Genomic DNA, 22,539 nt, shown 5'->3' with positions numbered 1-22,539 from the left:
GGAGATACGACATGAAATTCCACCTGGCGATCAACTTGGAGCGGATCGACGACTCTCTGGACATGAAGGAAGTCGCCCGCCACACGTTGGAGATGGTGCAGATGGCCGACCAGGGCGGCTTCCGCATCGCCTGGGCGGCAGAGCATCACGCGCTGGAGATGACCATCGCGCCGAACCCCTTCTCCATCCTCGCCTGGTGGGCCGAGCATACCAACGACATCCGCCTTGGCACGGCAGTGATCGCGGCGCCCTACTGGCACCCGATCAAGGCGGCGGGGGAAGCGGCGTTCATCGACCTGATCTCTGGCGGGAGGCTGGAGTTCGGCATCGGATCAGGCGCTTATCAGCGCGAGTTCGACCGGATGCGGCCGGGGCTGAAACAGACCGACGCCTGGAAGTACATGCAGGAGATGCTGCCGGTGATCCGGGAGCTGTGGAAGGGCGACTACGAACACAACGGCGAGTTCTGGTCCTTCCCGGCCTCGACCTCTTGCCCGAAGCCGGTGCAGAAGGACGTCCCGGTCTGGGTCGCGGCCCGCGCGCCGATCACCTATGACTACGCGGTCAAGCATGGCTGCAACATCCAGTCCTGGCCGCTGACCCGCGACATGGCCGAGGCCGAGCTTTACATGGCACGGATGGCCGAGGCCTTGGCGAACAACCCCGGCAAGAAGCGCCCGGTGATGGCGATGATGCGCCATACGGCGGTCTATGACCGGAAGGAGGACTGGATGGTCCCGGTCCGCGCGGCGCAACGGCAGCTTTCCCAGTTCGAGAACCTGTTCAAGAACATGGGCGATGTGGAGAACGGCTTTCCGAAGTCGATCCCCTTCGACCAGTTGGGCAACCGGGCGGAGTACGACCCGGAGATGCTGTCGCGGAACCTGATGTTCGGGACGCCGGACGAGGTGATCGCGAAACTGAAGCTGTACGAGGCGATCGGGGTGGACGAGTTCATCTACTACGCGTCGCTGGGCCTGGGGCTGAAAGAGCAGAAGCGGTCGATGGAACTGTTCTGCAAGGAGGTCATCCCGGCCTTCGCGTGACTGGTGCACGATTTTTCGGCGAAAAATCGGCAGCGATCCTTCGCCGAAGGATCGTCGCCCGTCAGGGCTGCGCGGCGGCCTGCGTGGCGCGGCGCTGCAGGTTCTCGATATAGGCGCTCAGCGTGCCGGGCCAGGACGGCGTGGCCTCGCTTGGGGCCCAGCCCTGGCGATAGTCGCTGGGCCGTCGGTCAAAGCATTTGCGGAAGGCGGATGCGAAGTGTGAAAGCGCGTTGAAGCCCGTGGCCGTGGCGATCTCGCGTACGGAAAGCTTGGTCGCGATCAAGAGGACGCGGGCGTGCTGCAGGCGGACCAGCGTGCCGAACTGCACCACCGAACAGCCAAACCCCTTGTGGAACTGCCGTTCCAGCTGGCGCTGCGACAGACCAAGGCGCGCGGCGATCTCGGGCACCGTCAGCGGCTCGGCGATGTTCGCCTCGATCAGCGCGATGGCCTGGCGCAGGATGGGCGGGAACTGGTCGGTTCCCTGCCCCAGTGTCCGGCGCTGCGGCGCGGTGGCCGGCCGGAGAGGCTGATGGAGGATCTGATCGGCGACCTCGCCCGCCATCCCCTCGCCATACCGGTCGGCGATCAGGCGCAGCATGAGGTCGACCCCGGCCATGCCGCCGGCACAGGTCATCACGCCGTCGCCCAGGGTGAACAGTTGCTCGACCAGCGGGATATCCGGATAGCGTTCCTGAAAGCCCGGCGCCCAGGACCAATGCGTGGCGACCGGGCGGTCGGCAAAGAGACCCGCCCGGGCCAGAAGGTAGCAGCCAAGCTCCACCGCACAAATCCGCGCGCCGTCGCGGGACTGGCGGCGCAGCCAGGCTGCAAGGTCGCGGTTCACATAGTCCTCGGCCCCCCATGAGGCGAGGACAAAGACCGTCTCGCCCCGGCGGTTCCGGTCATCCAGCGGCTCTGCCGTGATCGACAGCCCGTTCGATGCCGGGATGTCCGTGCCGTCGGGGGACAGGATGTCCCAGTGATAGAGCGGCGCGGGGGCGAGGTAATTCGCCACGCGCAGGGGTTCGATCATGGTGATCAGCGTCGCCATGTTGAACCGGGGGACGAGAACAAAGGTGACCCGGTCCGCCGACGCGACCGGACTGCCGGGACGCGGGGCGGCAGCCTGACCCACAGAGATGCGGTTTTTCGCCATGACAGCAGCCTATCTGGCGGAAAACCGGCAGGAAAGCCACAAAGGTGCCGGGCGGGATTACTCCTTGGCCGCAGGGGTTCTGTCGGAACGGCCCAGTGCTGGCCAATGCCATGGAACCGGAGGCGCACGCATGTGTGTGGGGGAAATGGTGCTGCAAGAGAGGATTGAACTCTCGACCTCTCCCTTACCAAGGGAGTGCTCTACCACTGAGCTACTGCAGCGCCGTCGGTGGGCGGCTGATTAGACGCAATCATTTCCGGGCGCAAGGGGGTTTGGGCGGGAAATCCGGACCCTCTCTGGACCCACCCGCTCCCTTACGGTAGAAGCCTTGGCCATGCGCAAGCCATCGGACCCCTCGCCTGGCGAAAAGTCCCGGAAACCTGAGCGCGCCCTGTCCCGGGAAGACCGGCTGAAGGCGGCGCTCAAGGCCAACATGGCGCGGCGGAAGGCACAGGCAAAGGCTCGGACTGCCGAAGACGCAGCCGGGGAAACCGGGGACAAGGAGTAGGGCAGATGGATTCGATTCTGGTGCGCGGCAACGGGGCCCTGTCGGGTGCGATCCCGATCGCGGGGGCGAAGAACGCTTGTCTCACGCTGATGCCGGCAACGCTGCTCAGCGATGAGCCGCTGACCCTGACCAATGCGCCGCGCCTGTCGGACATCCGCACGATGACGCAGCTGCTGCAGTCTCTGGGCGCGGAAGTGGCCTCCCTGCAGGACGGGCTGGTGCTGGCGCTGTCGTCGCATTCGATCACCAATTTCAAGGCCGACTACGACATCGTCCGCAAGATGCGCGCCTCGATCCTGGTCCTCGGCCCGATGCTGGCGCGCTATGGCCATGCGGTCGTGTCCTTGCCCGGCGGCTGTGCCATCGGCGCGCGGCCCGTCGACCTGCACCTCAAGGCGCTGGAGGCGATGGGCGCGGACCTTGACCTGCGTGACGGCTATGTCCATTCCAAGGCCCCCGGTGGCCGCCTGAAGGGCGCCGTGGTGGACTTCCCCTTCGTCTCGGTCGGCGCTACGGAAAACGCGCTGATGGCGGCGACGCTCGCCAAGGGGACGACCGTCCTGAAGAATGCCGCCAAAGAGCCCGAGATCGTCGATCTGGCCCGCTGCCTGAAGAAGATGGGCGCGAAGATCGACGGCGAAGGCAGCGCGACCATCACCATCGAGGGCGTCGACCGCCTCGGCGGGGCGACGCACCAGGTCGTCACCGACCGGATCGAACTGGGCACCTACATGCTCGTCCCCGCGATCTGCGGCGGCGAGGTCGAGTGCATCGGCGGCACGCTGGACCTCGTCGGCGCATTCGCCGAGAAACTGGACGCGGCGGGGGTCTCTGTCACCCAGACCAACCGGGGCCTTAAGGTTTCGCGCAAGAACGGGCGGGTGAAGGCGGTGGACGTCACGACCGAGCCGTTCCCGGGCTTCCCGACCGATCTGCAGGCGCAGATGATGGCTCTGCTGTGCACCGCCGAGGGGACCAGCGTTCTGGAAGAGAAGATTTTCGAGAACCGCTTCATGCATGCGCCGGAATTGATCCGGATGGGCGCGAAGATCGACGTGCATGGCGGGACGGCCACGGTGACGGGGGTCGAAAAGCTGAAAGGCGCGCCGGTGATGGCGACGGACCTCCGCGCCTCGGTCTCGCTGATCCTCGCAGGACTGGCGGCAGAGGGTGAGACGATCGTCTCCCGCGTCTATCACCTCGACCGCGGCTATGAGCGGGTGGAGGAGAAACTCCGGGCCTGTGGCGCGCATATCGAGCGCATCCAGGCATGACGGACGCCCGATTCGAAGAGGGTGGCGAAGGCCCGCTGCGGCTGATCGCGCAGGATGGTGATGACCTGAAGGTCATCTCCTCCCTGGTGCAGGATGCCGTCCTGCCGGTGACGGAACTTCAGTACGACGCCAAGCGGCGGCGTTTCGCCCTGATGCTGAACCGCTTCCGCTGGGAGGACCGGGCCGAGGCCGAACAGGTGGGCCGCGCCTATGAACGGGTGCGCTCGGTCATGGTGGTCGAGGATGTGCTGAAGGTTCGGACGCAAGGCTTTGACCGGGCCGACAAGGACCTGATCCTGTCGCTTCTGTCCTTGGACTTCACCCCCGGCGAGGAGGGCGCGGGGCGGGTGACGCTGGTCCTCGCCGGCGACGGCGCCATCGCGCTGGAGGTCGAGGCGCTGGAAGTCCGGCTGGACGACGTGACCCGCCCCTACCGCGCGCCCTCGGGCAAGCTGCCGCGGCACGACTGACGCCTAGTCCTGCCCCCTGGCCCAGCGGCAGGCCCCCGCGCAGACCGGCACGCCCCGCCGGATCGCCGCCGCGATGATCCCCGGCACACGGTCGTCCAGTCCCACAGGAGGCAGGATGCGGCCAGTGAACCCCGACTTTGCCAGTGCTGCCGGGATATCCTCGCCGACATGCCCACCTTCGGCGGCGAAGAACGGCAGGCAGACCCCTGCCCCTCCGGGCAGACTGGCAAGCTGCGGGTCTTGGTCGATGAAACCCGCCTCGGCCACCACGCCGGCCTCGCTGGCTATCCGCCCCGCCACGTGGAAGGCGATGTCGGAAGGCGCGGGCGACTTGAACGATCCGTGCGCGGCCAGGATCACGCGGGCCTCCCCCGCCTCGCGCACCAGCGTCACGCAGAGGTCATGCACCAGGGGATCGCAGCCGAAGGGTTCCAGCACTGTCCAACCTACTGCCCCCGCCTCGTCCAGCCTTTTCGGGATCTGTATCCGGGTGAACCAGCCCCCGGCCATGAACATCGGGAAGACGACCCCCCCGGCCCGCCCTGCCACGGCCTGCGCAATTGACCCTTCTTCAGCCAAGGTCGCCGCACTTATGGTCCAGCCCGGCATGAGCTCCGCGACCCTGGCCGCCAAAGCCTCCAGCGCCGCGCCTGCAGGGCGGGGATCGGAGGGCTGGCCATGGGCCACGATCAGGGCTTGTTTCGTCATGCGCCGATAGGTGACCCGCAAAGCGTCGGGGTCAACCCGTCACGGCATCCGCCCCGCGATATAGCGGGCGAAATCGTAGTTCGGTCGTTCCAGATGGCTCAGCGCCCCCGGCGCGGACATCCCGGCACGCAGCCCCTTCCACACCCGCTCCACACAGCCCTTGTCCTCGACATTTACGTCATCCAGCAGCGCCTTGACCTTCGCCAGATGCGCCGGCGCCTCGGGGTCGGCCATCCAGTCCGCGCTCATCCCGCCGCCGAACAGCACCTTGACCGACCCCGGCCCGTCGGGCGTCAAAGACAGATACCAGAAGTACCCCGGCGTGAGCGTGATCAGCAGCGCCGGGTAGATCGCCAGCAGCCAGGTGATCCGCCGGTCATCGCCCTGCAAAGTGGTGTTCGACGGATGCGCCAGCGCCAAGGGCACCAGGTCGTTCTTGACGATCCAGTGGTAGTTGAAGGCCTCTTCGCCTTCCGGGCATTCCATCTGGTTCAGGTCCGACGCGCCCCCAATGGTCCCCGCATGGCAGACCGGCAGGTGGTAGCTTTCCATGAAATTCTCGGCCAGGACCTTCCAGTTGGTGTCCCAGCTGAACTCCTCCCGGAAAACCTCGCGGTAGCCCGCCATCGGCAGGTGCCCGACCAGCCGCTCCACCCCTGCCAGCCGCTCCGCCACCGGCGGCGCATCCGGCGACAGCGTCACCATGATCCAGCCCTGCCAGTCCTCGACCCGGACGGCGGGCAGCTTCACGTCCTCCTTGCAGAACCCCTCATTCCGCGCCATCGCGGGCGCCCCACGAAGTGACCCATCCAGATTGTAGGTCCAGGCGTGATAGGGGCAGACGATGGACCGCACATTCCCCCGGCCCTCCAGCAGCGTGCTCATCCGGTGGCGGCAGACGTTTGACATGCCGCGCAAGACGCCCTCGCGGTCGCGCAGGATGATCACCGGTTCACCCGCGATCTCCATCGTCAGGTAGTCGCCCGGGTTCGGCAGCGCATCCGCCCGCCCCGCGCACAGCCATTCCTTCGAGAAGATGTGCTCCTCCTCGGCGCGGGCGAAATCTGGCGAGGTGTAGACCGACTTCGGCATCGCCCGGGCGCGTTCGAAGGGCACTCCGACATTGGCGCGCAGCTCGGCAATGGCAAGCGAGGGATCGTGCTGGGTCATGGGCCGCACCTCCTGCCGCCATCCTGCTCCCGGACCGGCCGCCCTTCCAGCAGAAATCCGACGCGATCAGGGAAAATGCGCCCGGATCGCCTCGGCGAAAGCCTTTGCCAGCTTGGGGTTCGCCTCGGCGTCGTAATGGATGCCGTCGATGGGCGAGACCTTCACCACCTTCCCCGCATCGAGGAACGGCACGCCCGCCCGCTTGGCCGCTGCTTCCACCTCGGCGGCCAGCCGCTGCGACTTTGCCGCCCCGCCCGCGAACATCTCCTTCAGGCAGCCCACCTCGATGATCGGCGGCGGCGCGACCAAGAGCACCCCCGGCGCTGCCCCATCCGGGCCGCAGTCGCTTGCCCGGATCACCCGCACCACCCGCTCCAGCGAGTGCCCGATGTCGCCCGCATTGACCGAAAAGCGTGGCTTCAGGTCGTTGGTCCCCAGCATGACCAGCACCACGTCGATGGGCTTGTGGCTCTCCAACAGCGCCGGCAGCACCCGCAGCCCGTTGCGGTGTTCGCCCTCAACCGGGTCGTCATGAACCGCCGTCCGGCCCGGGTGGCCTTCGGTGATGACCTCCCAATCCGGCAGTAGCTTCGCCAACCGCCCCGCCCAGCGTTCGTCCCGGTCAAAGCGACCCGCACCGTCCAGGTCGGGCAAGGGCATCGTGCCATGCGTGTTGCTGTCGCCGAATAGCAGGATCGTCCGTGTCATGCGCTTCCCCCCGATTTGCAGGCAGGCTAGCGCCCGGACCGCGGGAAATCCACCGTAGTCCTGACTGCCGCCATCGCGCATCACTGATTGACGTACCTCAGTCCGCGCCCGATACTGCCCCCCGGAAACCTGGAGCCCATCTTGCGGCCAACCGTGATCGATATTGCCCGCGAGGCTGGGGTCAGCCTTGCGACCGTGGACCGTGTCCTGAACGCCCGCCCCGGCGTGCGGGAAAAGACGATCCGCGCGGTCAATGACGCGATTGCCAAGCTGGGCTATGTGCGCGACCTGACCGCGGCGAACCTGGCGCGGGGGCGGACTTACCGGGTCGCCGTCGTGCTGCCGGACACGGAAAGCCAATTCATTCAATCTCTTGCCATGGCGCTGACCGAGGCAGGCTCAGCCGCCGCCACCAGCCGGACGGAACTCAAGCTGCACCGCTTCCCCGCCGAAGACCCGCATGCGCTGGCAGCCCTCCTCTCCACCCTGCCCGACCGCGACTATGTCGGCGTCGCTCTGATGGCCCCCGAGACGCCGGTCCTCCGCGACGCGGTCCGGTCCCTGCGCGCCAAGGGCATCCCGGTCGTCGCGCTCGTCTCTGACCTGCCCACCGCCGACCATTTCGTCGGCATCGACAACCGCGCCGCCGGGCGCACCGCCGGGGTGATGATGGGCCGCTTTCTGGGCGGCGGACCGGGGCAGGTCATGGTGCTGGGCCAGTCGCTTCTGGCACGCGACATGATCGAACGCCGCCGCGGCTTTGACGAGGTGATGCAGCGCGACTTCCCCGGCATCGAGGTGCTGCAGTCGCTGGAAACCCACGGCTCCACCACCACCCTGCGCCAGGTCGTGACCGAAATGCTGGCCAACGCGCCGCGTATCCGGGGCATCTATGCGATGGGCGACGGCAACCGGATGCTGACCCAACTCATTGACGAAATGGGTCTTTCCGGGAAACTGACCGTTATCTGCCACGAATTGACCCCCCATGTCCGCGAGGCGCTGGTCACCGGCAGCATCAGCGCCGTCATCACCCAGAACCTCGGCCATCTGGCGCGATCCACGCTGCGCGTCTTGCGGGCCAAGGCCGACAACCAGCCGCTGGACGAGGGCCAGGAACAGATTCGAATCGAGATCGTCCTGCGCGAAAACCTGCCCGCCCTGCCTGAACCGCCCGCCGCCTCGGACATCGAAAAGGTCGCCTAACACCGGCCCAAATCGGTTTGATCCGGCTTGGCGGGCGAAAATGAGGTACGTTCCTCAAAAATGCTTTACAGCCCCGCCGCGCCGTGTTTATGGTCGCCCCAATCCAAGAAGGCCCGGCCTCATGTACGGGTCCATTTCCATCAACCCGGGAGGAATTCATGAAACGGACGTCTCTCGCCGCTTCGGCGGCAATCGCGCTGGTCTGGGCGACCCAGGCAAGCGCTCAAGGCAGCGAGCTTACCCTCTGCTGGGCCGCATGGGACCCGGCCAACGCGCTGGTCGAACTGTCCAAGGACTTCGAGGCGCAGACCGGCACCAAGATGAACTTCGAGTTCGTCCCCTGGCCCAACTTCGCTGACCGCATGCTGAACGAGTTGAACTCGGGCGGCCAGCTCTGCGACCTGATGATCGGCGACAGCCAGTGGATCGGCGGCGCGGCTGAAAACGGCTGGTACGTCAAGCTGAACGACTTCTTCGACAAGGAAGGCATCTCGATGGATGCCTTCGTCCCCGCCACGGTGACCGGCTATTCCGAATGGCCGAAGAACACCCCGAACTACTGGTCGCTGCCCGCCTTCGGCGACGTCGTGGGCTGGACCTACCGCAAGGACTGGTTCGAACGTCCCGAAATCCAGGCCGCCTTCAAGGAAAAGACCGGCCGCGACCTGACGCCCCCCGCCACCATGGCGGAACTGAAGGAAGTCGCCGAGTTCTTCCAGGGCCGCGACATCGACGGCAAGACCGTCTACGGCGCCTCGATCTACACGGAACGCGGCTCCGAAGGCATCACCATGGGCGCGATGAACGTCCTATATTCCTTCGGCTTCAAGTACGACAACCCCGACAAGCCCTATGACATGGAAGGCTTCGTCAACTCTGACGGCGCCGTTGCGGGGCTGGAGTTCTACAAGTCGCTCTATGACTGCTGCGTCGCGCCGGGCACGTCCAACACCTACATGGGCGAGGGTATCGACGCGTACAAATCGGGCCAGGTCGCGCTTCAGATGAACTTCGCCTTCACCTGGCCGGGCTTCGAAGTCGACCCCAACGTCGGCGGCGGCAAGACCGGTTACCTGGTGAACCCGGCCGGCCCGAACGGCGAGAAGTTCGCCCAGCTGGGCGGTCAGGGCATCAGCGTCGTCGCCAACACCGACAACATGGACGGGGCGCTGGCCTACATCAAATGGTTCGCCCAGCAGGACGTGCAGCAGAAGTGGTGGTCGATGGGCGGCTTCTCCTGCCTGCGCGCCGTGGTGGAAGACCCGGCCTTCGCCACCAGCCAGCCCTATGCCCAGACCTTCCTCGACTCGATGGCCATCGTGAAGGACTTCTGGGCCGAGCCGTCCTACGCCTCGCTCCTCCAGGCGTCGCAGGCGCGCATCCACGAATACGTGGTCGCCGGGAACGGCACCGCGAAAGAGGCGCTGGACGGCCTGATCGCCGACTGGACCGAAGTCTTCGAGGACGAAGGCAAGCTCTGATCCCTTCCGGGGCGAAGGGTACCCTTCGCCCCGGCCTTTCCCCGGCGCGCGCCGCCGCCCGACCCCTCACCCCGATTCCGGAGCCATCCGATGTCCGCCGTCGCACGCCTTGGCCGCGCGCTTTCCCAGCCATTGCCCTGGACGCTTCTGGGCATCGGCCTGCGCCTGATGCCAACCGATGGGCCGCGCTCCAGCCTGGCATGGGTTGACGGGCCGCTTTACGTCGGCGTCATCGGCGGCTTTGTCGCCCGGCAGTTCGGCTGGCAGGGACTGCGCCTGTCGCGCCTCGCCGCCGCCCTGGCCTTTCTGGTCCTGACGCTGCTCTTTGGCGCGATCTACGAACTGTCCCTGACCGTCGACGGCACCGGCTGGGGCGGGATGCATCCGGACACCCGGACCTCCTTCGTGCTGGCCTTTGGCGATTACACCCTGCTCGCGTTGGCCAGTCTTGCCGCGATCCGCTGGCTGCGCCTGTCTCCGTCGCAGCTGTTCTGGCTCGTCTTCGGCGCCTCGATGACCGAAGGGGCGGTCTTTACCGGCGTCCTCTGGCAGATCCCGCTGCCGTTCCTGCCGGTCTTCATCGCCTACTACGCCCTGGCCTACGCCACGTTCCTGGTCCTGCCCGCCCTGGTCATCGACCCCCGCCCGATCTGGTCCCGCCCGGACCCCGGCCGAACCAACCCACTGATCCTGCTGCTTCTTGGCTTTGCGATCACTTTCGTGGTCCGTGTGATCTGGGGCCTTGCCTACGCCCCGCTGGTCAGCGACCTCTTTTCTCTCTTGCCCCCGGTTTCCTGAGCCATGCCAAACCCCATCGACATCGCGGCCAAGGCCACCCCGCCGACCATCGCCCGCAAGGTGCGCGGCCTGTCGGACCGGACGATCGCCTGGATCTTCGTGGCCCCCACGATCTTCCTCCTCCTCGCGATCAACATCTTCCCGCTGATCTGGACCATCCGCCTGTCCTTCACCAACTACGCCGCCAACAAGCCGAATGCCGAGGTGAAATGGGTCGGCCTGCGCAACTATGAGCGCATCCTGACTGACGAGGACATCTGGTCGAACATGACCACCACGGCGCATTTCCTGATCTGGACTATCTTCTTCCAGGTCCTGATCGGCTTCACGCTCGCCTGGCTCATCAACCGCAAGTTCAAGGGCAACGACCTGCTGACGACGCTGATCGTGCTGCCGATGATGCTGTCCCCCGCGGTCGTCGGCAACTTCTGGACCTTCCTCTACCAGCCGCAGATCGGCGTGGTGAACTACATCGTCGAATTCTTCACCGGCATCCCGGCCAACAGCTTCTCGATGCTTGGGCCGGGAGGCCTTGCCCCCTGGTCCATCGTCATCGTCGACACCTGGATGTGGACGCCCTTCGTGATGCTGATCTGCCTCGCGGGCCTCAGGTCGATCCCCGACTACATCTATGAGGCCGCCGAGGTCGACCGCGCCTCGAAATGGCGGCAGTTCTGGACGATCACCGTGCCGATGGTGCTGCCGTTCCTGATGCTCGCCGTCCTCTTCCGCGGCATCGAGAACTTCAAGATGTTCGACATGGTCAACTTGCTCACTGGCGGCGGTCCGGGCAGCGAGACGCTCCTGACCTCCATCGACCTCAAGCGCGAAGCCTTCGAGAAATGGCGCACCGGCTATTCCTCGGCCTACGCGATCATCCTCTTCGTCACCGTCTTCGGCCTGGCCTCGATCTACGTGAAGGCGCTCAACAAAGTGAAGGAGCGGTGATGACCCACGCATTCACCCTCGCCCTGGCCCCCCACCCCCAGCCCCTCCCCACTTGGGGGAGGGGAGCCACCCGGCCGAACCGTCTTGCGCCAGCGCATCCATCCCGCGCCTCCCTCCCGCCGCTGTGGGGGAGGGATGGGGTGGGGGGGCACCCGGCCCGAAAAGGAGCGCACCCATGAGCGCCTATTCCGTCACCGAACCCTCCAAGGCCTCGAAATGGGTCGCGGCCGGCCTCGTCACGCTTTACACGATCATCACCCTCCTGCCGCTCGTCTGGATCATCTCCACCAGCTTCAAGACCGGCCCGGACTCGATCTCCTACCCGCCGAAAGTGTTCTTCGATCCGACGGTCGAGGGCTACGTGAACCTCTTCACCACCCGCACCCGCCCTGCCGTGTCAGAGCTTGAAACCCTGCCGCCCCCCGACGGGATCATGGAAGAAATCGCCCGCCGCCAGGGCACCATCATCACCGGCCCCTCGCGCTTTGGCGAACGCTTCCTGAACTCAGTCATCATCGGTTTCGGGTCCACGGCCCTCAGCATCTTCCTCGGCACCCTCGCGGCCTACGCCTTCAGCCGCTTCAAGGTCCCGCTGAAGGATGACCTCCTCTTCTTCATCCTCTCGACCCGGATGATGCCCCCCATCGCCGTCGCGATCCCGATTTACCTCATGTACCGCGAGCTCGGACTCTCCGACACGCATCTCGGGATGATCCTCCTCTACACTGCCGTGAACATCTCGCTCGCCGTCTGGCTCCTGAAAGGCTTCATCGACGAAATCCCGCGCGAATACGAAGAGGCGGCGCTGATCGACGGCTACACCCGCTTCCAGGCCTTCCGGAAGGTCGTCCTGCCCCAGGCCGCCACCGGCATCGCCTCCACCGCCATCTTCTGCCTGATCTTTGCCTGGAACGAATACGCCTTCGCCGTCCTCCTCACCTCCGGCAACGCCCAGACCGCGCCGCCCTTCATCCCGACGATCATCGGCGTCGGCGGCCAGGACTGGCCCGCCGTGGCTGCCGGGGCGACGCTGTTCCTCCTGCCAGTGATGATCTTCACTATCCTTCTGCGCAAACACCTGCTGCGCGGGATCACCTTCGGAGCCGTCCGCAAATGACCCGATTTTTCGACGAAAAATCGCTTCCCGAGTTTTCGCAGAAAACTCGTGCCACGGGGGCCGCAAGATGACCGCTTTCCTCACCGGCCTCCTCCGCCTGAAACGCGGCCCGTGGGAGATGCTCGCCACCATCCTCATCGCGCTTGGCGTCGTCATGCTGATGCAGCCCTTCTTCCTCTGGGCCTACACCTGGTCCTTCCTCGTGACCCTTGTCGGCACGGTCATGTTCATCATCGTCAGCCATTTCCCGGAATGAAGATGCTGGAAAAGCTCTCCCCCATCCTGCCCGCCCGCGACATCGCCGAGACCGAGGTCTTCTGGCAGCGCTTGGGCTTCCACACCGTCTATGACGACGCCGAGTACCTGTTGATGAAACGCGAAGGGGCCGAAGTGCATTTCTTCCACCACCCCGCCCTCGACCCCGCCAAATGCGACCACGGCGCCTACCTGCGCCCCGCGGACGTCAACGCGCTCGACGCCGAATGGGCCGCCATAGGCCTGCCTTCGACCGGCATCCCGCGCCTCGAACGCGCCGCCGACAAACCCTGGGGCATGCGCGAACTGGCGCTCCTCGACCTCAACGGCAACCTCATCCGCGCCGGGCAGGAGCTTCCCCTTGGCTGAAATCGTCATCAAGAACCTCCGCAAGGAATTCGGCGCCTTCACCGCCGTCAAGGGCTCGTCCTTCACCATCAGGGACGGTGAGTTCTTCATGCTCCTCGGCCCCTCCGGCTGCGGCAAGACCACCACGCTGCGCATGATCGCGGGCCTCGAACTTCCGACCTCCGGCGAAATCCTGATCGACGGTGAGGACGTCAGCCAGAAACCGGCAAGCCAGCGCGACATCGCTATGGTCTTCCAGATGTTCGCCCTCTACCCGCACATGAACGTCCGTAAGAACATCGCCTATCCGCTGGTCTCCCAGGGCGTCTCCAAGGCCGAGGTCCAGCGCAAGGTGGCCGAGGTCGCAAGGATCCTCCGCATCGACCACATGCTCGACAAACCCGTCGGCGGGTTGTCAGGAGGCGACCGCCAGCGCGTCGCCCTTGGCCGCGCCATCGTGCGGAACCCCAAGGCCTTCATGATGGACGAACCCTTGGGCGCGCTTGACGCCGAATTCCGCGAGATCATGGCCGAGGAGCTTCGCGCCCTCCACGACCGGATGCACGCCACCACCGTCTACGTCACCCACGACCAACTCGAAGCCATGCAGATGGGCGACAAGATCGTGGTGATGAACCACGGCGTCGTCGAGCAATTCGGCACCCCGCAAGACATCTACGACCACCCCGCCACCCTGTTTGTGGCCGATTTCATCGGCAGCCCCGCGATGAACTTCCTGCGCTTCGACGGCACCGCCACCGCAGGTGCGGAACAGGTCACTTTGGGAGACACCTCCATCACCCTCCCCCAACTTCAGGAACCCGCCTCCGGCCAACTCGTCCTCGGCGTCCGCCCCGAACACGTCGCCCTTTCCGACACCGCCCCCCTCCGCGGCCGGATCGAGGCCGTCGAATACCTCGGCACCACCCAGATCGTCACCCTCTCCACCGCCTTCGGCCCCGTGAAAGCCCGCACCCCTTCCACCCAACCCGCCAAACCCGGCGACCTGACCGGCCTCAAACTCTCCGCCCCCCGCCTGTCGCTTTTCGACGCCACCACCGGCCGCGCCTTCCGCACCGCCGCCAACGCCGGGGTCCACCATGGCTGAGGTCCAGCTTCTGAACCTGTCAAAGTCCTACGGCGCCACCAAGGCCCTCAAGGACGTCACCATGACCATCCCCAGCGGCGCCTTCGTCGTCCTCCTCGGCCCCACCGGCGCGGGGAAAACCACCACGCTCCGCCTCATCGCCGGCCTCGACAAACCCGACGCCGGGGACGTCCGCATCGACGGCGCCTCGGTCCTGCAGGAAACCCCCGCCCAGCGCGACGTGGCGATGGTCTTCCAGCAATACTCGCTCTACCCCCACCTCACCGTGCGCGACAACCTGGCCTTCCCGCTGCGGTCCCCGATGATCGCAATGCCCGAGGACCAGATCGCCAAGCGCGTGCAAGAGGTGGCCGAGGTCCTGCGCATCCCCCACAAGCTCGACAACAAGGCCACGGCGCTTTCGGGCGGAGAGATGCAGCGCGTCTCCATCGGCCGGGCCCTCGTCCGCAACCCCCGCATCTACCTGATGGACGAACCGCTCTCCTCGCTTGACGCGAAACTCCGCGCCGACCTCCGGATCGAGCTCAAGCGCATCCACGCCGACATGGCCGCCACCTTCCTCTACGTGACCCATGACCAGATCGAGGCAATGACGATGGCCACCCACGTGGGCGTCCTTGACCACGGCAAACTCGTCCAGTTCGGCACGCCAAGGGACATCTACGAAAACCCCGTCTCGACCTACGTCGCCTCCCGCCTCGGCCAGCCGCACATCAACCTCCTGCCCGCCGATGCCTTCCCCGGCGCACCCGCCAATGCCGCACAAATCGGCCTGAGACCCGAACACATCCACGTGGGCGACGGCCAGCCAGCGACCATCCAGCGTGTCGAACACCTCGGCGACCAGACCCGCCTGCACCTTGCCCTTGGCCCGCACAGCCTCATCACCCTCACAGAACCCCACACCGCCCTGAAACCGGGGCAGACCCTCAACATCCGCCCCCACAACCCCCTCTGGTTCGACGCCTCCGGCAACCGCATCTGAAAGGCCAACCCCATGAAACAGTTCATGAACTCGCGCGAGAGCCTCGTCACCGAAGCCATCGACGGCCTCCTCAGAACCAGCGGAGGCAAACTCGCCCGCCTAGACGGCTACCCCCACATCCGCGTCGTCATCCGCACCGACTGGGACCGCTCCAAGGTCGCCCTCGTCTCCGGCGGCGGCTCCGGCCACGAACCCTCGCACGCCGGTTTCGTCGGGCAAGGAATGCTCACCGCCGCCGTCTGCGGCGATGTCTTCGCCAGCCCCTCCGTCGACGCCGTCCTCGCCGGCATCCTCGCCGTCACCGGCAAGGCGGGCTGCCTCCTCATCGTCAAGAACTACACCGGCGACCGCCTGAACTTCGGCCTTGCCGCCGAACGTGCCCGCGCCTTCGGCCTCAAGGTCTCGATGGTCATCGTCGACGACGACATCGCGCTGCCCGACCTGCCGCAAGCCCGCGGCGTCGCCGGAACCCTCTTCGTCCACAAGATCGCCGGAGCCATGGCCGAATCCGGTGCCGACCTCGACACCATCACCGCCGCCGCCACCCAGGTCATCAAGGGCGCCATCTCCATCGGCATGTCGCTGGACACCTGCACCGTCCCCGGCTCGCCCAAGGAAGACCGCATCAGCGCGGGCAAGGCCGAGCTTGGCCTCGGCATCCATGGTGAGGCCGGGATCGAACAGGTCGACTTCTCCGGCGCCCGCTCCGCCATGCAAATGGTGGCGGAAAAGCTCCTGCCCCACACCGGCAGCGGAGACCACGTCGCGCTTCTCAACAACCTCGGCTCCACCACGCCGCTGGAGATGTCGATCCTCGCCGAGGAACTCGCCCGCTCGCCCCTCGGCGGCAAGGTCAAGTGGATGATCGGCCCCGCCCCCCTGATGACCTCGCTCGACATGCACGGCTTCTCGGTTTCGCTCCTCCCCGTGGACCACGCGCAGGTCACGAGCCTCGCCGCCCCCGTCGCCCCGCACGCCTGGCCCGGCCTCTCCCCCTTCGGCGCCGTCGCCGTCAGACCCCTCCCCGACGGCCTCGCCCCGATCCAGCCGGTGCCCAGCGCCCACCCCGCCCGCCGCGCGCTGATTGAACGCTGCTGCAAGGCCCTGATCGCCGTCGAATCCGACCTCAACGCCCTCGACGCCAAGTCCGGTGACGGCGACACCGGCAGCACCCTCGCCGGGGCCGCCCGCGCCCTCCACGCCGCCCTCGACCGCCTCCCCCTCGCCGACCCCACGCAACTCTACCGCGCCATCGGCATGGAACTGTCCCAGACCATGGGCGGCTCCAGCGGGGTCCTCCTCGCCATCTTCTTCGCCGCCGCCGGCGACGCGAGCGCCTCCGGCAAGACCTGGATCGGAGCGCTCACGTCAGGCCTAGACCGCGTGATGCAGGTCGGAGGCGCCGCCCCCGGCCACCGCACCATGATCGACGCCCTCGCCCCCGCCCTCGCCGCCCTCCCGCAGGGAGTGTCAGCCGCCGCGAAAGCCGCCCGCGAGGGCGCAAACGCCACCGCCCAGATGACCCGCGCCAAGGCAGGCCGCGCCAGCTACCTCGCCGCCGACAAGCTCAAGGGCCACAACGACCCGGGGGCGGAAGGCGTGGCGCGGCTTTTCGAGGACCTCGCAAAGGGCTGACCTTCACCCCGCCAGTCATCCCCGCCCCGCCTGTCATCCCCGCGAAGGCGGGGATCCACAGGGACCAACGCCGCGACAGCGTAGGGTGCGCTACAGCGCACCGAAACGGTCACCACCAGTCACGCTCGTCGTCCTTCTTCCCCAAACGGTAGAGGGGCCAGGCGACAATCGCGGCCAAGGCAAAAAACGCAATTACCCCGCGTTCATTGTACAGCGCGTAGCCCAAGCCGGCGAAGCAGATCAGCAGCTTCCACCAGTCCTGCTTTACTGCATCCCTGAACTTCACTCAGACTACCCACTTGTTGCTTCGAAAAGCCGACTTTCCCTTCCCCAAATATCCCACAGGGGTCCGGGGGTGTGAAACCCCCGGCGGCCAGCCAGAGGCGCAGCCCTCACGGCCCCCAGGACCGAACCCCAGCCCCGGGGCGCCCCCTCTCCCCTCGGGGGAGAGGGTCGGGGTGAGGGGGAAAACCGGTTAACACCCGGTATACGCCCACGCCCATCCCACTGATTCCAAACAGAAATCAGAAAATGTCCACCGTGGACACTACCCCTCGCGCACCGCGACGTTCTGGTCGATCAGATACCGCTGCGACAAGGGGATTGCCGCCGCCCCCAGGGCGCGGGCATCCGCCCCCACCGTCCCCTCCCGGATCACCGGTGGCTCGATCCCGGCGAGGTCCAGCCCCAGCAGCGCCCCCCGCGTCCGCCGCACCACCTCGGCCCGCACCGCGACCGGCATCCACCCGTCGATCAGCACCGCCTCGATCTCCAACAGCGCCGCCGCCGCCAGCGTGGCATGCGCGAGCGCCCCCGCGGCCTGGTCCAGCCAGGGCTCCAGCACGGCGGAAGACACCTCCCACCGGTCATGCTGCGACCAGAGATGATCCGACCCCTCCCCCGCCGCCTCCATCGCCTCGGCCAGGACGGACATCGAGGCCAGATCAATCAGCCGCCGCGTCTCGCCGCCCGGGGCGGGCACCTGGATCGACCCAACCGCAGCCGCATTTCCGGTCCGCCCCAGGAACAGCTGGCCGTTCATCACGAGGCCACCGCCAATGAAGGTCCCGAAGTAGAAATAGAGGAAGTCCTTCGGCCGCTCCCCGGTCCCGAAGATCAGCTCGGCCCCGCAGGCGGAGGTCGCGTCGTTCTGGACATAGACCGGCAGGCCCGTCACCGCGCCCAGCTCTGCCGCAAGGTCGCGCGCCCGCCAGGCGTCCATCTCGGCCTGCGGCACCCCAAGGACCGAGACCCAGTTCCACAGCTGGAACGGCATTGCCACGCCCATGCCCATCACCCGGCCGCGCAGCGCTGCGGGCAGTTCGCCCACCAGGACCGGAGCCGCCTCGCGGACAAAGCCCACCACCGCGTCGGGCGTGGGGTAACGGTAGACCCGCCGCCGCGCCGCGCGCAGGCGCCCCCGGAAATCGGTCAGCACCAGGTCTGCCGAGCGTCGCCCGACCTTCAGCCCGAAGAAGAATGCCCCCTCGGCGGCCAGTGACATCGGGATCGAAGGCTGGCCCACCCGCCCCCGCACCGGCTGGCCGCGTTCCAGAAGCCCCTCGTCCTCCAACCCCCGCATGATGACGCTGACTGTCTGCGCCGACAGCCCCGTCATCCGCGCGATGTCGGACTTGGCCAGCGCCCCCTGCTGGCGGACCAGCGACAGGACCAGCCGTTCGTTGTGGTCGCGCATGCCCGACTGGTTGGTGCCGCGTAAGGCAGCGCCTTCGGCAATGCTGCGATCGGGCGAGGCATCCTGCATGCGAAACGCCTCCCCTCAGGCCCCGATCACGCCCTTGCGCAGGATGATGTTGGCGAACAGCGCGGTCTCGCCGGTCGCCACGATGGCAAAGGCCGACCGGATGCGCGGGTACAGCGCCTCGCCCGACAGGGGCACGACCGTCATGCCGGGGGCCATCCGCGCAAACAGCGCATCGATCTGCCGGTGGATGTCCGCCGCCTGGCCCGGGTCGTTGTTCAGACTGGCCCGGAACAGGGCCGACGGCACCGCCCGGTCCAGCGGCATCACGGTCAGCACTGCCTCGGCCACCGCCAGCACGCCATGGCCATCCGCCCGCACCAGCCGCCGCGCATGGTCCGCCGCCGGATAGTTGCCGTCCACGATGGCGATTTCGTCGCCATGCCCCATCGCCCGCAGCGCGGACAGGAAGTCAGGCCCCAGAAGGGTCGGTATACCGATCAACATGCAGGCCTCCCCTCCTCCAGGGCGCAGCAGACTCGGGTGCGGCGGGTCCAAGCCCCGACAACATTGCGCAGACTGGCGGGCGAGCGGGCCTCTGTCAATAATAAATCACTGAGATTTAATTATCTTGACGCAAGGGAGGGAATCAGCTTTTCTGTGCCGCGTCGCAGGGCCTGCCAGGCCCGGCGCACGGATTTTGAAACGGGGGCGCAATTGCCCCCACTTGGGAGGAAGACCATGAAAGTCATCACCAAAGCCCTTCTGGGCGCGGGCGCCCTTGCGCTGTCGGCCGGCTTCGCCTCGGCACAGGACGGCGTATCGGCCTGCCTGATCACCAAGACCGACACCAACCCCTTCTTCGTGAAGATGAAGGAAGGCGCCGAGGCCAAGGCGGCCGAGTTGGGCGTGACCCTGAAGTCCTACGCCGGCAAGGTCGACGGCGACCACGACAGCCAGGTGGCTGCGGTCGAAAGCTGCATCGCCGACGGCGCGAAGGGCATCCTGATCGCCGCCTCGGACACCAAGGCCATCACCGGCCCGCTGGCCAAGGCCCGCGAAGCCGGCCTGCTGGTCATCGCGCTCGACACGCCGCTTGACCCGGCGGACGCTGCTGACGCGACCTTCGCCACCGACAACCTGGAAGCCGGCCGCCTGATCGGCGCCTGGGCTGCGGCGACGCTGGGCGACAAGGCGGCTGACGCCAAGATCGCCTTCCTGAACCTGACCCCGTCGGAACCGACCGTCGACGTCCTGCGCAACCAGGGCTTCATGATGGGCTTCGGCATCGACGTGAAGGACCCCAACGACATCGGCGACGAAGATGATCCGCGCATCGTCGGCCATGACGTGACCAACGGGAACGAGGAAGGCGGCCGCAAGGCGATGGAGAACCTCCTCCAGAAGGATCCGGGCATCACCGTCGTCCACACCATCAACGAGCCTGCTGCCGTGGGCGCCTACCAGGCGCTGAAGGCCGTGGGTCTGGAAAGCCAGGTCCTGATCGTTTCGGTCGACGGCGGCTGCCCGGGCGTGGCTTCGGTCAAGGACGGCGTGATCGGCGCCACCTCGCAGCAGTATCCGCTGCTGATGGCTGCCCTCGGCGTGGAAGCCATCGCCAAGTTCGCCGCTGACGGCACCAAGCCCGCGCCGACCGAAGGCAAGTCGTTCTTCGACACCGGCGTGGCGCTGGTCACCGACAAGCCGGCTGCTGGCGTCGACTCGATCGACACCACCAAGGGCACCGAGCTCTGCTGGGGCTGATCTTGCCCGACATCGCATCCGGCACCTGATGCCGGACACGGAAAGGGCGGCCTTTGCGCCGCCCTTTCTTCAAGCCGAAGGTTAGGGCAGGATCGGACCGGCCACAGGGGAGGGAAGCCAAGCATGACCCAAGCGCAAGACTTCGAAAGCGCCTCGAAGGGAGCCGACCAAAGCGTCGCCCATTTCGAGGAAAGGAAATCGCCGCTGGCCAAGCTGCAGCACGTGCTGCACGGCAACCCGGCGCTGGTACCGTTGATCGTGCTTCTGGGCCTGATCGCGTTTTTCGGCATCTTCGCCGGTGACCGCTTCTTCAGCGCCTACACCCTGACCCTGGTGATGCAGCAGGTCGCCGTGGTGGGTATCCTGGCCGCTGCGCAGACCCTGGTCGTGCTGACCGCAGGCATCGACCTCGCCATCGGCGTGATCATGGTCTTTTCCTTCGTCGTGATGGGCAACTGGGTCCTGACCGACGGCTCGCCCGGCGACTTCGCGGTGCCTGCGGTCCTTGCGCTGATCGCGGGCTTCGTGCTCGCGGGCTTCTGGGGGTTCGTTAACGGCAACCTCGTCGCGCGGCTGAAGCTTCCGCCCTTCATCGTGACGCTGGGCACCTGGAACATCATCATGGCGATCTGCCTGATCTATTCCGCCAACGAGACGATGCGCGAGGCTGACCTGACCGCGCAGACCCAGCTTCTGCACGTCTTCGGCCAGAACTTCCGCGTCGGCCCCGCCGTTGTCACCTACGGCGTTGTGGCGATGATCGCATTGTACGTGGCGCTTTGGTTCATGCTGAACCACACCGCCTTTGGCCGCCACATCTATGCCGTGGGCGATGATCCGGACGCGGCAGAGCTGTCGGGGATCTCGACCAAGAAGGTCCTGATCGCGGTTTACACGCTTGCCGGCCTGATCGCGGGCCTCGCGGCCTGGGTGTCCATCGGCCGCAACGGCTCGGTCTCGCCCTCGACCGTGGTGACCGACTTCAACCTGCAGGCCATCACCGCGACGGTGATCGGGGGCATCTCGCTGTTCGGCGGACGCGGCTCGATCCTGGGGGTGCTGTTCGGAACCCTCATCGTCGGGATCATGTCGATGGGCCTGAACATGATGAACGCGGACCCGCAGTGGAAGGTGCTGCTCACGGGGGTGCTGATCATCGCCGCGGTGGCGGTCGACCAGTGGATCCGCAAGGTCTCGAGCTGAGGGAGGACGCGACATGGAACCCATTCTGACCGCACGGGGCCTGACCAAGCGCTATGGCCGTGTCACCGCCTTGGACAACTGCGACTTCGACCTGATGCCGGGGGAAATCCTAGCCGTCATCGGCGACAACGGCGCCGGGAAATCGACGCTGATCAAGGCGATCTCGGGCGCCGTCATCCCGGACGAAGGCGAGATCCGCCTGGAAGGCCAACCCGTCCAGTTCCGCACGCCGATCCAGGCGCGCGAAGCTGGGATCGAGACGGTCTACCAGACGCTGGCCATGTCCCCGGCGCTGTCGATCGCCGACAACATGTTCATGGGCCGCGAGATCCGCAAACCCGGCATCATGGGATCGGTCTTCCGCCAGCTTGACCGGCCGAAGATGCAGGCCTTCGCCCGGCAGAAACTGTCCGAGCTTGGGCTGATGACGATCCAGAACATCAACCAGGCGGTGGAGACGCTCTCGGGCGGCCAGCGCCAGGGGGTGGCCGTGGCGCGCGCGGCGGCCTTCGGGTCGAAGGTGGTGATCCTGGACGAACCGACGGCGGCGCTTGGCGTCAAGGAAAGCCGCCGGGTGCTGGAGCTGATCCGCGACGTGAAGAACCGGGGCATCCCGATCATCCTGATCAGCCACAACATGCCGCATGTGTTCGAAATCGCCGACCGCATCCATATCCACCGGCTTGGCCGCAGGCTCTGCGTCATCAACCCGAAGGACTACACGATGTCGGACGCCGTGGCCTTCATGACCGGCGCAAAAGTCCCCGAAGGCGTGACCGAGGTCGCCTGACCAGCTTTGCGGCAGCCGTTTGATCGGCTGCCGCCCCCTTGCAGGGAATCGGCCGAGTGCGGCCGCAGGCCCGGCACCGAGCCTTTGCCAGTCGATTTCAGCGATCCCTTACCGCCCCCGTGCAAAGCGCAGGGGACACTCCTCGTTCGAAAAACT

At 66.5% G+C, this 22,539-nt stretch carries 24 protein-coding genes and 1 tRNA gene; 17 read left to right on the top strand and 8 right to left on the bottom strand.

Translation table 11 applies throughout. The features are described 5' to 3' along the window. The first annotated feature begins 11 nt into the window (after nt 1-11). A complete protein-coding gene (locus AC2EAL_RS09895; protein ID WP_484724047.1) occupies nt 12-1,046 on the top strand; it encodes an LLM class flavin-dependent oxidoreductase in 1,035 nt (344 codons plus the stop codon). A 61-nt stretch (nt 1,047-1,107) separates the two neighbouring features. Here AC2EAL_RS09895 and AC2EAL_RS09890 read toward each other — a convergent pair whose 3' ends face one another. Together AC2EAL_RS09890 and AC2EAL_RS09885 are read right to left on the bottom strand one after the other, a co-directional pair. Next, entirely contained in the window at nt 1,108-2,205 is a 1,098-nt protein-coding gene (locus AC2EAL_RS09890; RefSeq protein ID WP_484724046.1) for a GlxA family transcriptional regulator, read from the bottom strand. Nucleotides 2,206-2,351: 146 nt separating this feature from the next. Continuing rightward, nucleotides 2,352-2,426: transfer RNA gene (locus AC2EAL_RS09885), tRNA-Thr, on the bottom strand. 113 nt (nt 2,427-2,539) lie between these two features. On the opposite strand from AC2EAL_RS09885, the gene AC2EAL_RS09880 reads away from it, so the two are divergent. Genes AC2EAL_RS09880 through AC2EAL_RS09870 form a run of 3 tightly spaced genes read left to right on the top strand, consistent with a single transcriptional unit; the run spans nt 2,540 to nt 4,457 of the window. Then, complete coding sequence (locus tag AC2EAL_RS09880; RefSeq protein ID WP_484724045.1) at nt 2,540-2,713, top strand: hypothetical protein; 174 nt, start codon at nt 2,540-2,542, stop codon at nt 2,711-2,713. 5 nt (nt 2,714-2,718) lie between these two features. Next, the gene (gene murA / locus AC2EAL_RS09875) at nt 2,719-3,987 is read left to right on the top strand and encodes a UDP-N-acetylglucosamine 1-carboxyvinyltransferase (protein ID WP_484724044.1); all 1,269 of its coding nucleotides are present in this window, start codon (nt 2,719-2,721) and stop codon (nt 3,985-3,987) included. Beyond that, complete coding sequence (locus AC2EAL_RS09870) at nt 3,984-4,457, top strand: DUF2948 family protein (RefSeq protein WP_484724043.1); 474 nt, start codon at nt 3,984-3,986, stop codon at nt 4,455-4,457. The genes murA and AC2EAL_RS09870 overlap by 4 nt, the downstream gene beginning before the upstream one ends. Nucleotides 4,458-4,460: 3 nt before the next feature. On the opposite strand, the gene AC2EAL_RS09865 is transcribed toward AC2EAL_RS09870, so the two are convergent. From AC2EAL_RS09865 to AC2EAL_RS09855, 3 genes are all read right to left on the bottom strand, one after another. Continuing rightward, entirely contained in the window at nt 4,461-5,165 is a 705-nt protein-coding gene (locus tag AC2EAL_RS09865; RefSeq protein WP_484724042.1) for a sirohydrochlorin chelatase, read from the bottom strand. Nucleotides 5,166-5,204: 39 nt separating this feature from the next. Beyond that, entirely contained in the window at nt 5,205-6,335 is a 1,131-nt protein-coding gene (locus tag AC2EAL_RS09860; protein ID WP_484724041.1) for an aromatic ring-hydroxylating oxygenase subunit alpha, read from the bottom strand. A gap of 66 nt (nt 6,336-6,401) precedes the next feature. Beyond that, the gene (locus tag AC2EAL_RS09855) at nt 6,402-7,043 is read right to left on the bottom strand and encodes an SGNH/GDSL hydrolase family protein (protein ID WP_484724040.1); all 642 of its coding nucleotides are present in this window, start codon (nt 7,041-7,043) and stop codon (nt 6,402-6,404) included. Between the two features lie 153 nt (nt 7,044-7,196). On the opposite strand from AC2EAL_RS09855, the gene AC2EAL_RS09850 reads away from it, so the two are divergent. From AC2EAL_RS09850 to AC2EAL_RS09805, 10 genes are all read left to right on the top strand, one after another. Then, nucleotides 7,197-8,249 carry a LacI family DNA-binding transcriptional regulator gene (locus tag AC2EAL_RS09850; protein ID WP_484724039.1) on the top strand — a complete coding sequence of 351 codons (1,053 nt, stop codon included), beginning with the start codon at nt 7,197-7,199 and terminating at the stop codon, nt 8,247-8,249. Between the two features lie 158 nt (nt 8,250-8,407). Then, complete coding sequence (locus tag AC2EAL_RS09845) at nt 8,408-9,730, top strand: ABC transporter substrate-binding protein (RefSeq protein WP_484724038.1); 1,323 nt, start codon at nt 8,408-8,410, stop codon at nt 9,728-9,730. A gap of 90 nt (nt 9,731-9,820) precedes the next feature. After that, complete coding sequence (locus AC2EAL_RS09840; protein WP_484724037.1) at nt 9,821-10,528, top strand: hypothetical protein; 708 nt, start codon at nt 9,821-9,823, stop codon at nt 10,526-10,528. A 3-nt stretch (nt 10,529-10,531) separates the two neighbouring features. Then, on the top strand, nt 10,532-11,476 hold the full coding sequence (locus tag AC2EAL_RS09835; protein WP_484724036.1) for a carbohydrate ABC transporter permease: 945 nt from the start codon (nt 10,532-10,534) through the stop codon (nt 11,474-11,476). Nucleotides 11,477-11,651: 175 nt separating this feature from the next. Further along, complete coding sequence (locus AC2EAL_RS09830; protein WP_484724035.1) at nt 11,652-12,593, top strand: carbohydrate ABC transporter permease; 942 nt, start codon at nt 11,652-11,654, stop codon at nt 12,591-12,593. A 67-nt stretch (nt 12,594-12,660) separates the two neighbouring features. Then, nucleotides 12,661-12,849 (top strand): hypothetical protein, encoded by a 189-nt coding sequence (locus AC2EAL_RS09825; protein WP_484724034.1) that lies wholly within the window; start codon nt 12,661-12,663, stop codon nt 12,847-12,849. Next, the gene (locus tag AC2EAL_RS09820) at nt 12,846-13,217 is read left to right on the top strand and encodes a bleomycin resistance protein (protein ID WP_484724033.1); all 372 of its coding nucleotides are present in this window, start codon (nt 12,846-12,848) and stop codon (nt 13,215-13,217) included. Before AC2EAL_RS09825 ends, AC2EAL_RS09820 begins: the two co-directional genes overlap by 4 nt. After that, nucleotides 13,210-14,304, top strand: coding sequence for an ABC transporter ATP-binding protein (locus tag AC2EAL_RS09815; protein ID WP_484724032.1), 1,095 nt, complete (start codon nt 13,210-13,212; stop codon nt 14,302-14,304). Before AC2EAL_RS09820 ends, AC2EAL_RS09815 begins: the two co-directional genes overlap by 8 nt. After that, nucleotides 14,297-15,289, top strand: coding sequence for an ABC transporter ATP-binding protein (locus AC2EAL_RS09810; RefSeq protein ID WP_484724031.1), 993 nt, complete (start codon nt 14,297-14,299; stop codon nt 15,287-15,289). Before AC2EAL_RS09815 ends, AC2EAL_RS09810 begins: the two co-directional genes overlap by 8 nt. A 12-nt stretch (nt 15,290-15,301) precedes the next feature. Further along, on the top strand, nt 15,302-16,924 hold the full coding sequence (locus tag AC2EAL_RS09805; protein ID WP_484724030.1) for a dihydroxyacetone kinase subunit DhaK: 1,623 nt from the start codon (nt 15,302-15,304) through the stop codon (nt 16,922-16,924). Nucleotides 16,925-17,033: 109 nt separating this feature from the next. On the opposite strand, the gene AC2EAL_RS09800 is transcribed toward AC2EAL_RS09805, so the two are convergent. From AC2EAL_RS09800 to AC2EAL_RS09790, 3 genes are all read right to left on the bottom strand, one after another. Beyond that, nucleotides 17,034-17,210 carry a hypothetical protein gene (locus AC2EAL_RS09800; protein ID WP_484724029.1) on the bottom strand — a complete coding sequence of 59 codons (177 nt, stop codon included), beginning with the start codon at nt 17,208-17,210 and terminating at the stop codon, nt 17,034-17,036. A gap of 261 nt (nt 17,211-17,471) precedes the next feature. After that, nucleotides 17,472-18,689, bottom strand: coding sequence for an ROK family transcriptional regulator (locus AC2EAL_RS09795; RefSeq protein WP_484724028.1), 1,218 nt, complete (start codon nt 18,687-18,689; stop codon nt 17,472-17,474). Nucleotides 18,690-18,704: 15 nt separating this feature from the next. After that, on the bottom strand, nt 18,705-19,133 hold the full coding sequence (locus AC2EAL_RS09790; protein WP_484724027.1) for an RbsD/FucU family protein: 429 nt from the start codon (nt 19,131-19,133) through the stop codon (nt 18,705-18,707). A 234-nt stretch (nt 19,134-19,367) separates the two neighbouring features. Here AC2EAL_RS09790 and AC2EAL_RS09785 point away from each other — a divergent pair, with 234 nt between their 5' ends. From AC2EAL_RS09785 to AC2EAL_RS09775, 3 genes are all read left to right on the top strand, one after another. Continuing rightward, nucleotides 19,368-20,390, top strand: a complete 1,023-nt coding sequence (locus tag AC2EAL_RS09785; RefSeq protein ID WP_484724026.1) for a substrate-binding domain-containing protein — start codon at nt 19,368-19,370, stop codon at nt 20,388-20,390. Between the two features lie 123 nt (nt 20,391-20,513). Next, nucleotides 20,514-21,593 (top strand): ABC transporter permease, encoded by a 1,080-nt coding sequence (locus tag AC2EAL_RS09780; RefSeq protein ID WP_484724025.1) that lies wholly within the window; start codon nt 20,514-20,516, stop codon nt 21,591-21,593. Between the two features lie 13 nt (nt 21,594-21,606). Further along, complete coding sequence (locus AC2EAL_RS09775; protein ID WP_484724024.1) at nt 21,607-22,383, top strand: ATP-binding cassette domain-containing protein; 777 nt, start codon at nt 21,607-21,609, stop codon at nt 22,381-22,383. Nucleotides 22,384-22,539 lie beyond the last annotated feature (156 nt).

The organism is Tabrizicola sp. T74 (genome assembly GCF_057219935.1).
Note: the sequence above shows the minus strand (reverse complement) of the source record. Positions and strands in the feature narration are given on the sequence as shown.

Bases quoted from the DNA above. Each gene is read 5' to 3' on its own strand.
- AC2EAL_RS09820 (WP_484724033.1), top strand. From the start codon at position 12,846: ATGAAGATGCTGGAAAAGCTCTCCCCCATCCTGCCCGCCCGCGACATC.
- murA (WP_484724044.1), top strand. From the start codon at position 2,719: ATGGATTCGATTCTGGTGCGCGGCAACGGGGCCCTGTCGGGTGCGATC.
- AC2EAL_RS09795 (WP_484724028.1), bottom strand. From the start codon at position 18,689: ATGCAGGATGCCTCGCCCGATCGCAGCATTGCCGAAGGCGCTGCCTTA.
- AC2EAL_RS09785 (WP_484724026.1), top strand. From the start codon at position 19,368: ATGAAAGTCATCACCAAAGCCCTTCTGGGCGCGGGCGCCCTTGCGCTG.
- AC2EAL_RS09840 (WP_484724037.1), top strand. From the start codon at position 9,821: ATGTCCGCCGTCGCACGCCTTGGCCGCGCGCTTTCCCAGCCATTGCCC.
- AC2EAL_RS09895 (WP_484724047.1), top strand. From the start codon at position 12: ATGAAATTCCACCTGGCGATCAACTTGGAGCGGATCGACGACTCTCTG.
- AC2EAL_RS09890 (WP_484724046.1), bottom strand. From the start codon at position 2,205: ATGGCGAAAAACCGCATCTCTGTGGGTCAGGCTGCCGCCCCGCGTCCC.
- AC2EAL_RS09830 (WP_484724035.1), top strand. From the start codon at position 11,652: ATGAGCGCCTATTCCGTCACCGAACCCTCCAAGGCCTCGAAATGGGTC.
- AC2EAL_RS09810 (WP_484724031.1), top strand. From the start codon at position 14,297: ATGGCTGAGGTCCAGCTTCTGAACCTGTCAAAGTCCTACGGCGCCACC.
- AC2EAL_RS09790 (WP_484724027.1), bottom strand. From the start codon at position 19,133: ATGTTGATCGGTATACCGACCCTTCTGGGGCCTGACTTCCTGTCCGCG.
- AC2EAL_RS09780 (WP_484724025.1), top strand. From the start codon at position 20,514: ATGACCCAAGCGCAAGACTTCGAAAGCGCCTCGAAGGGAGCCGACCAA.
- AC2EAL_RS09845 (WP_484724038.1), top strand. From the start codon at position 8,408: ATGAAACGGACGTCTCTCGCCGCTTCGGCGGCAATCGCGCTGGTCTGG.
- AC2EAL_RS09860 (WP_484724041.1), bottom strand. From the start codon at position 6,335: ATGACCCAGCACGATCCCTCGCTTGCCATTGCCGAGCTGCGCGCCAAT.
- AC2EAL_RS09825 (WP_484724034.1), top strand. From the start codon at position 12,661: ATGACCGCTTTCCTCACCGGCCTCCTCCGCCTGAAACGCGGCCCGTGG.
- AC2EAL_RS09880 (WP_484724045.1), top strand. From the start codon at position 2,540: ATGCGCAAGCCATCGGACCCCTCGCCTGGCGAAAAGTCCCGGAAACCT.
- AC2EAL_RS09775 (WP_484724024.1), top strand. From the start codon at position 21,607: ATGGAACCCATTCTGACCGCACGGGGCCTGACCAAGCGCTATGGCCGT.
- AC2EAL_RS09865 (WP_484724042.1), bottom strand. From the start codon at position 5,165: ATGACGAAACAAGCCCTGATCGTGGCCCATGGCCAGCCCTCCGATCCC.
- AC2EAL_RS09870 (WP_484724043.1), top strand. From the start codon at position 3,984: ATGACGGACGCCCGATTCGAAGAGGGTGGCGAAGGCCCGCTGCGGCTG.
- AC2EAL_RS09835 (WP_484724036.1), top strand. From the start codon at position 10,532: ATGCCAAACCCCATCGACATCGCGGCCAAGGCCACCCCGCCGACCATC.
- AC2EAL_RS09805 (WP_484724030.1), top strand. From the start codon at position 15,302: ATGAAACAGTTCATGAACTCGCGCGAGAGCCTCGTCACCGAAGCCATC.
- AC2EAL_RS09855 (WP_484724040.1), bottom strand. From the start codon at position 7,043: ATGACACGGACGATCCTGCTATTCGGCGACAGCAACACGCATGGCACG.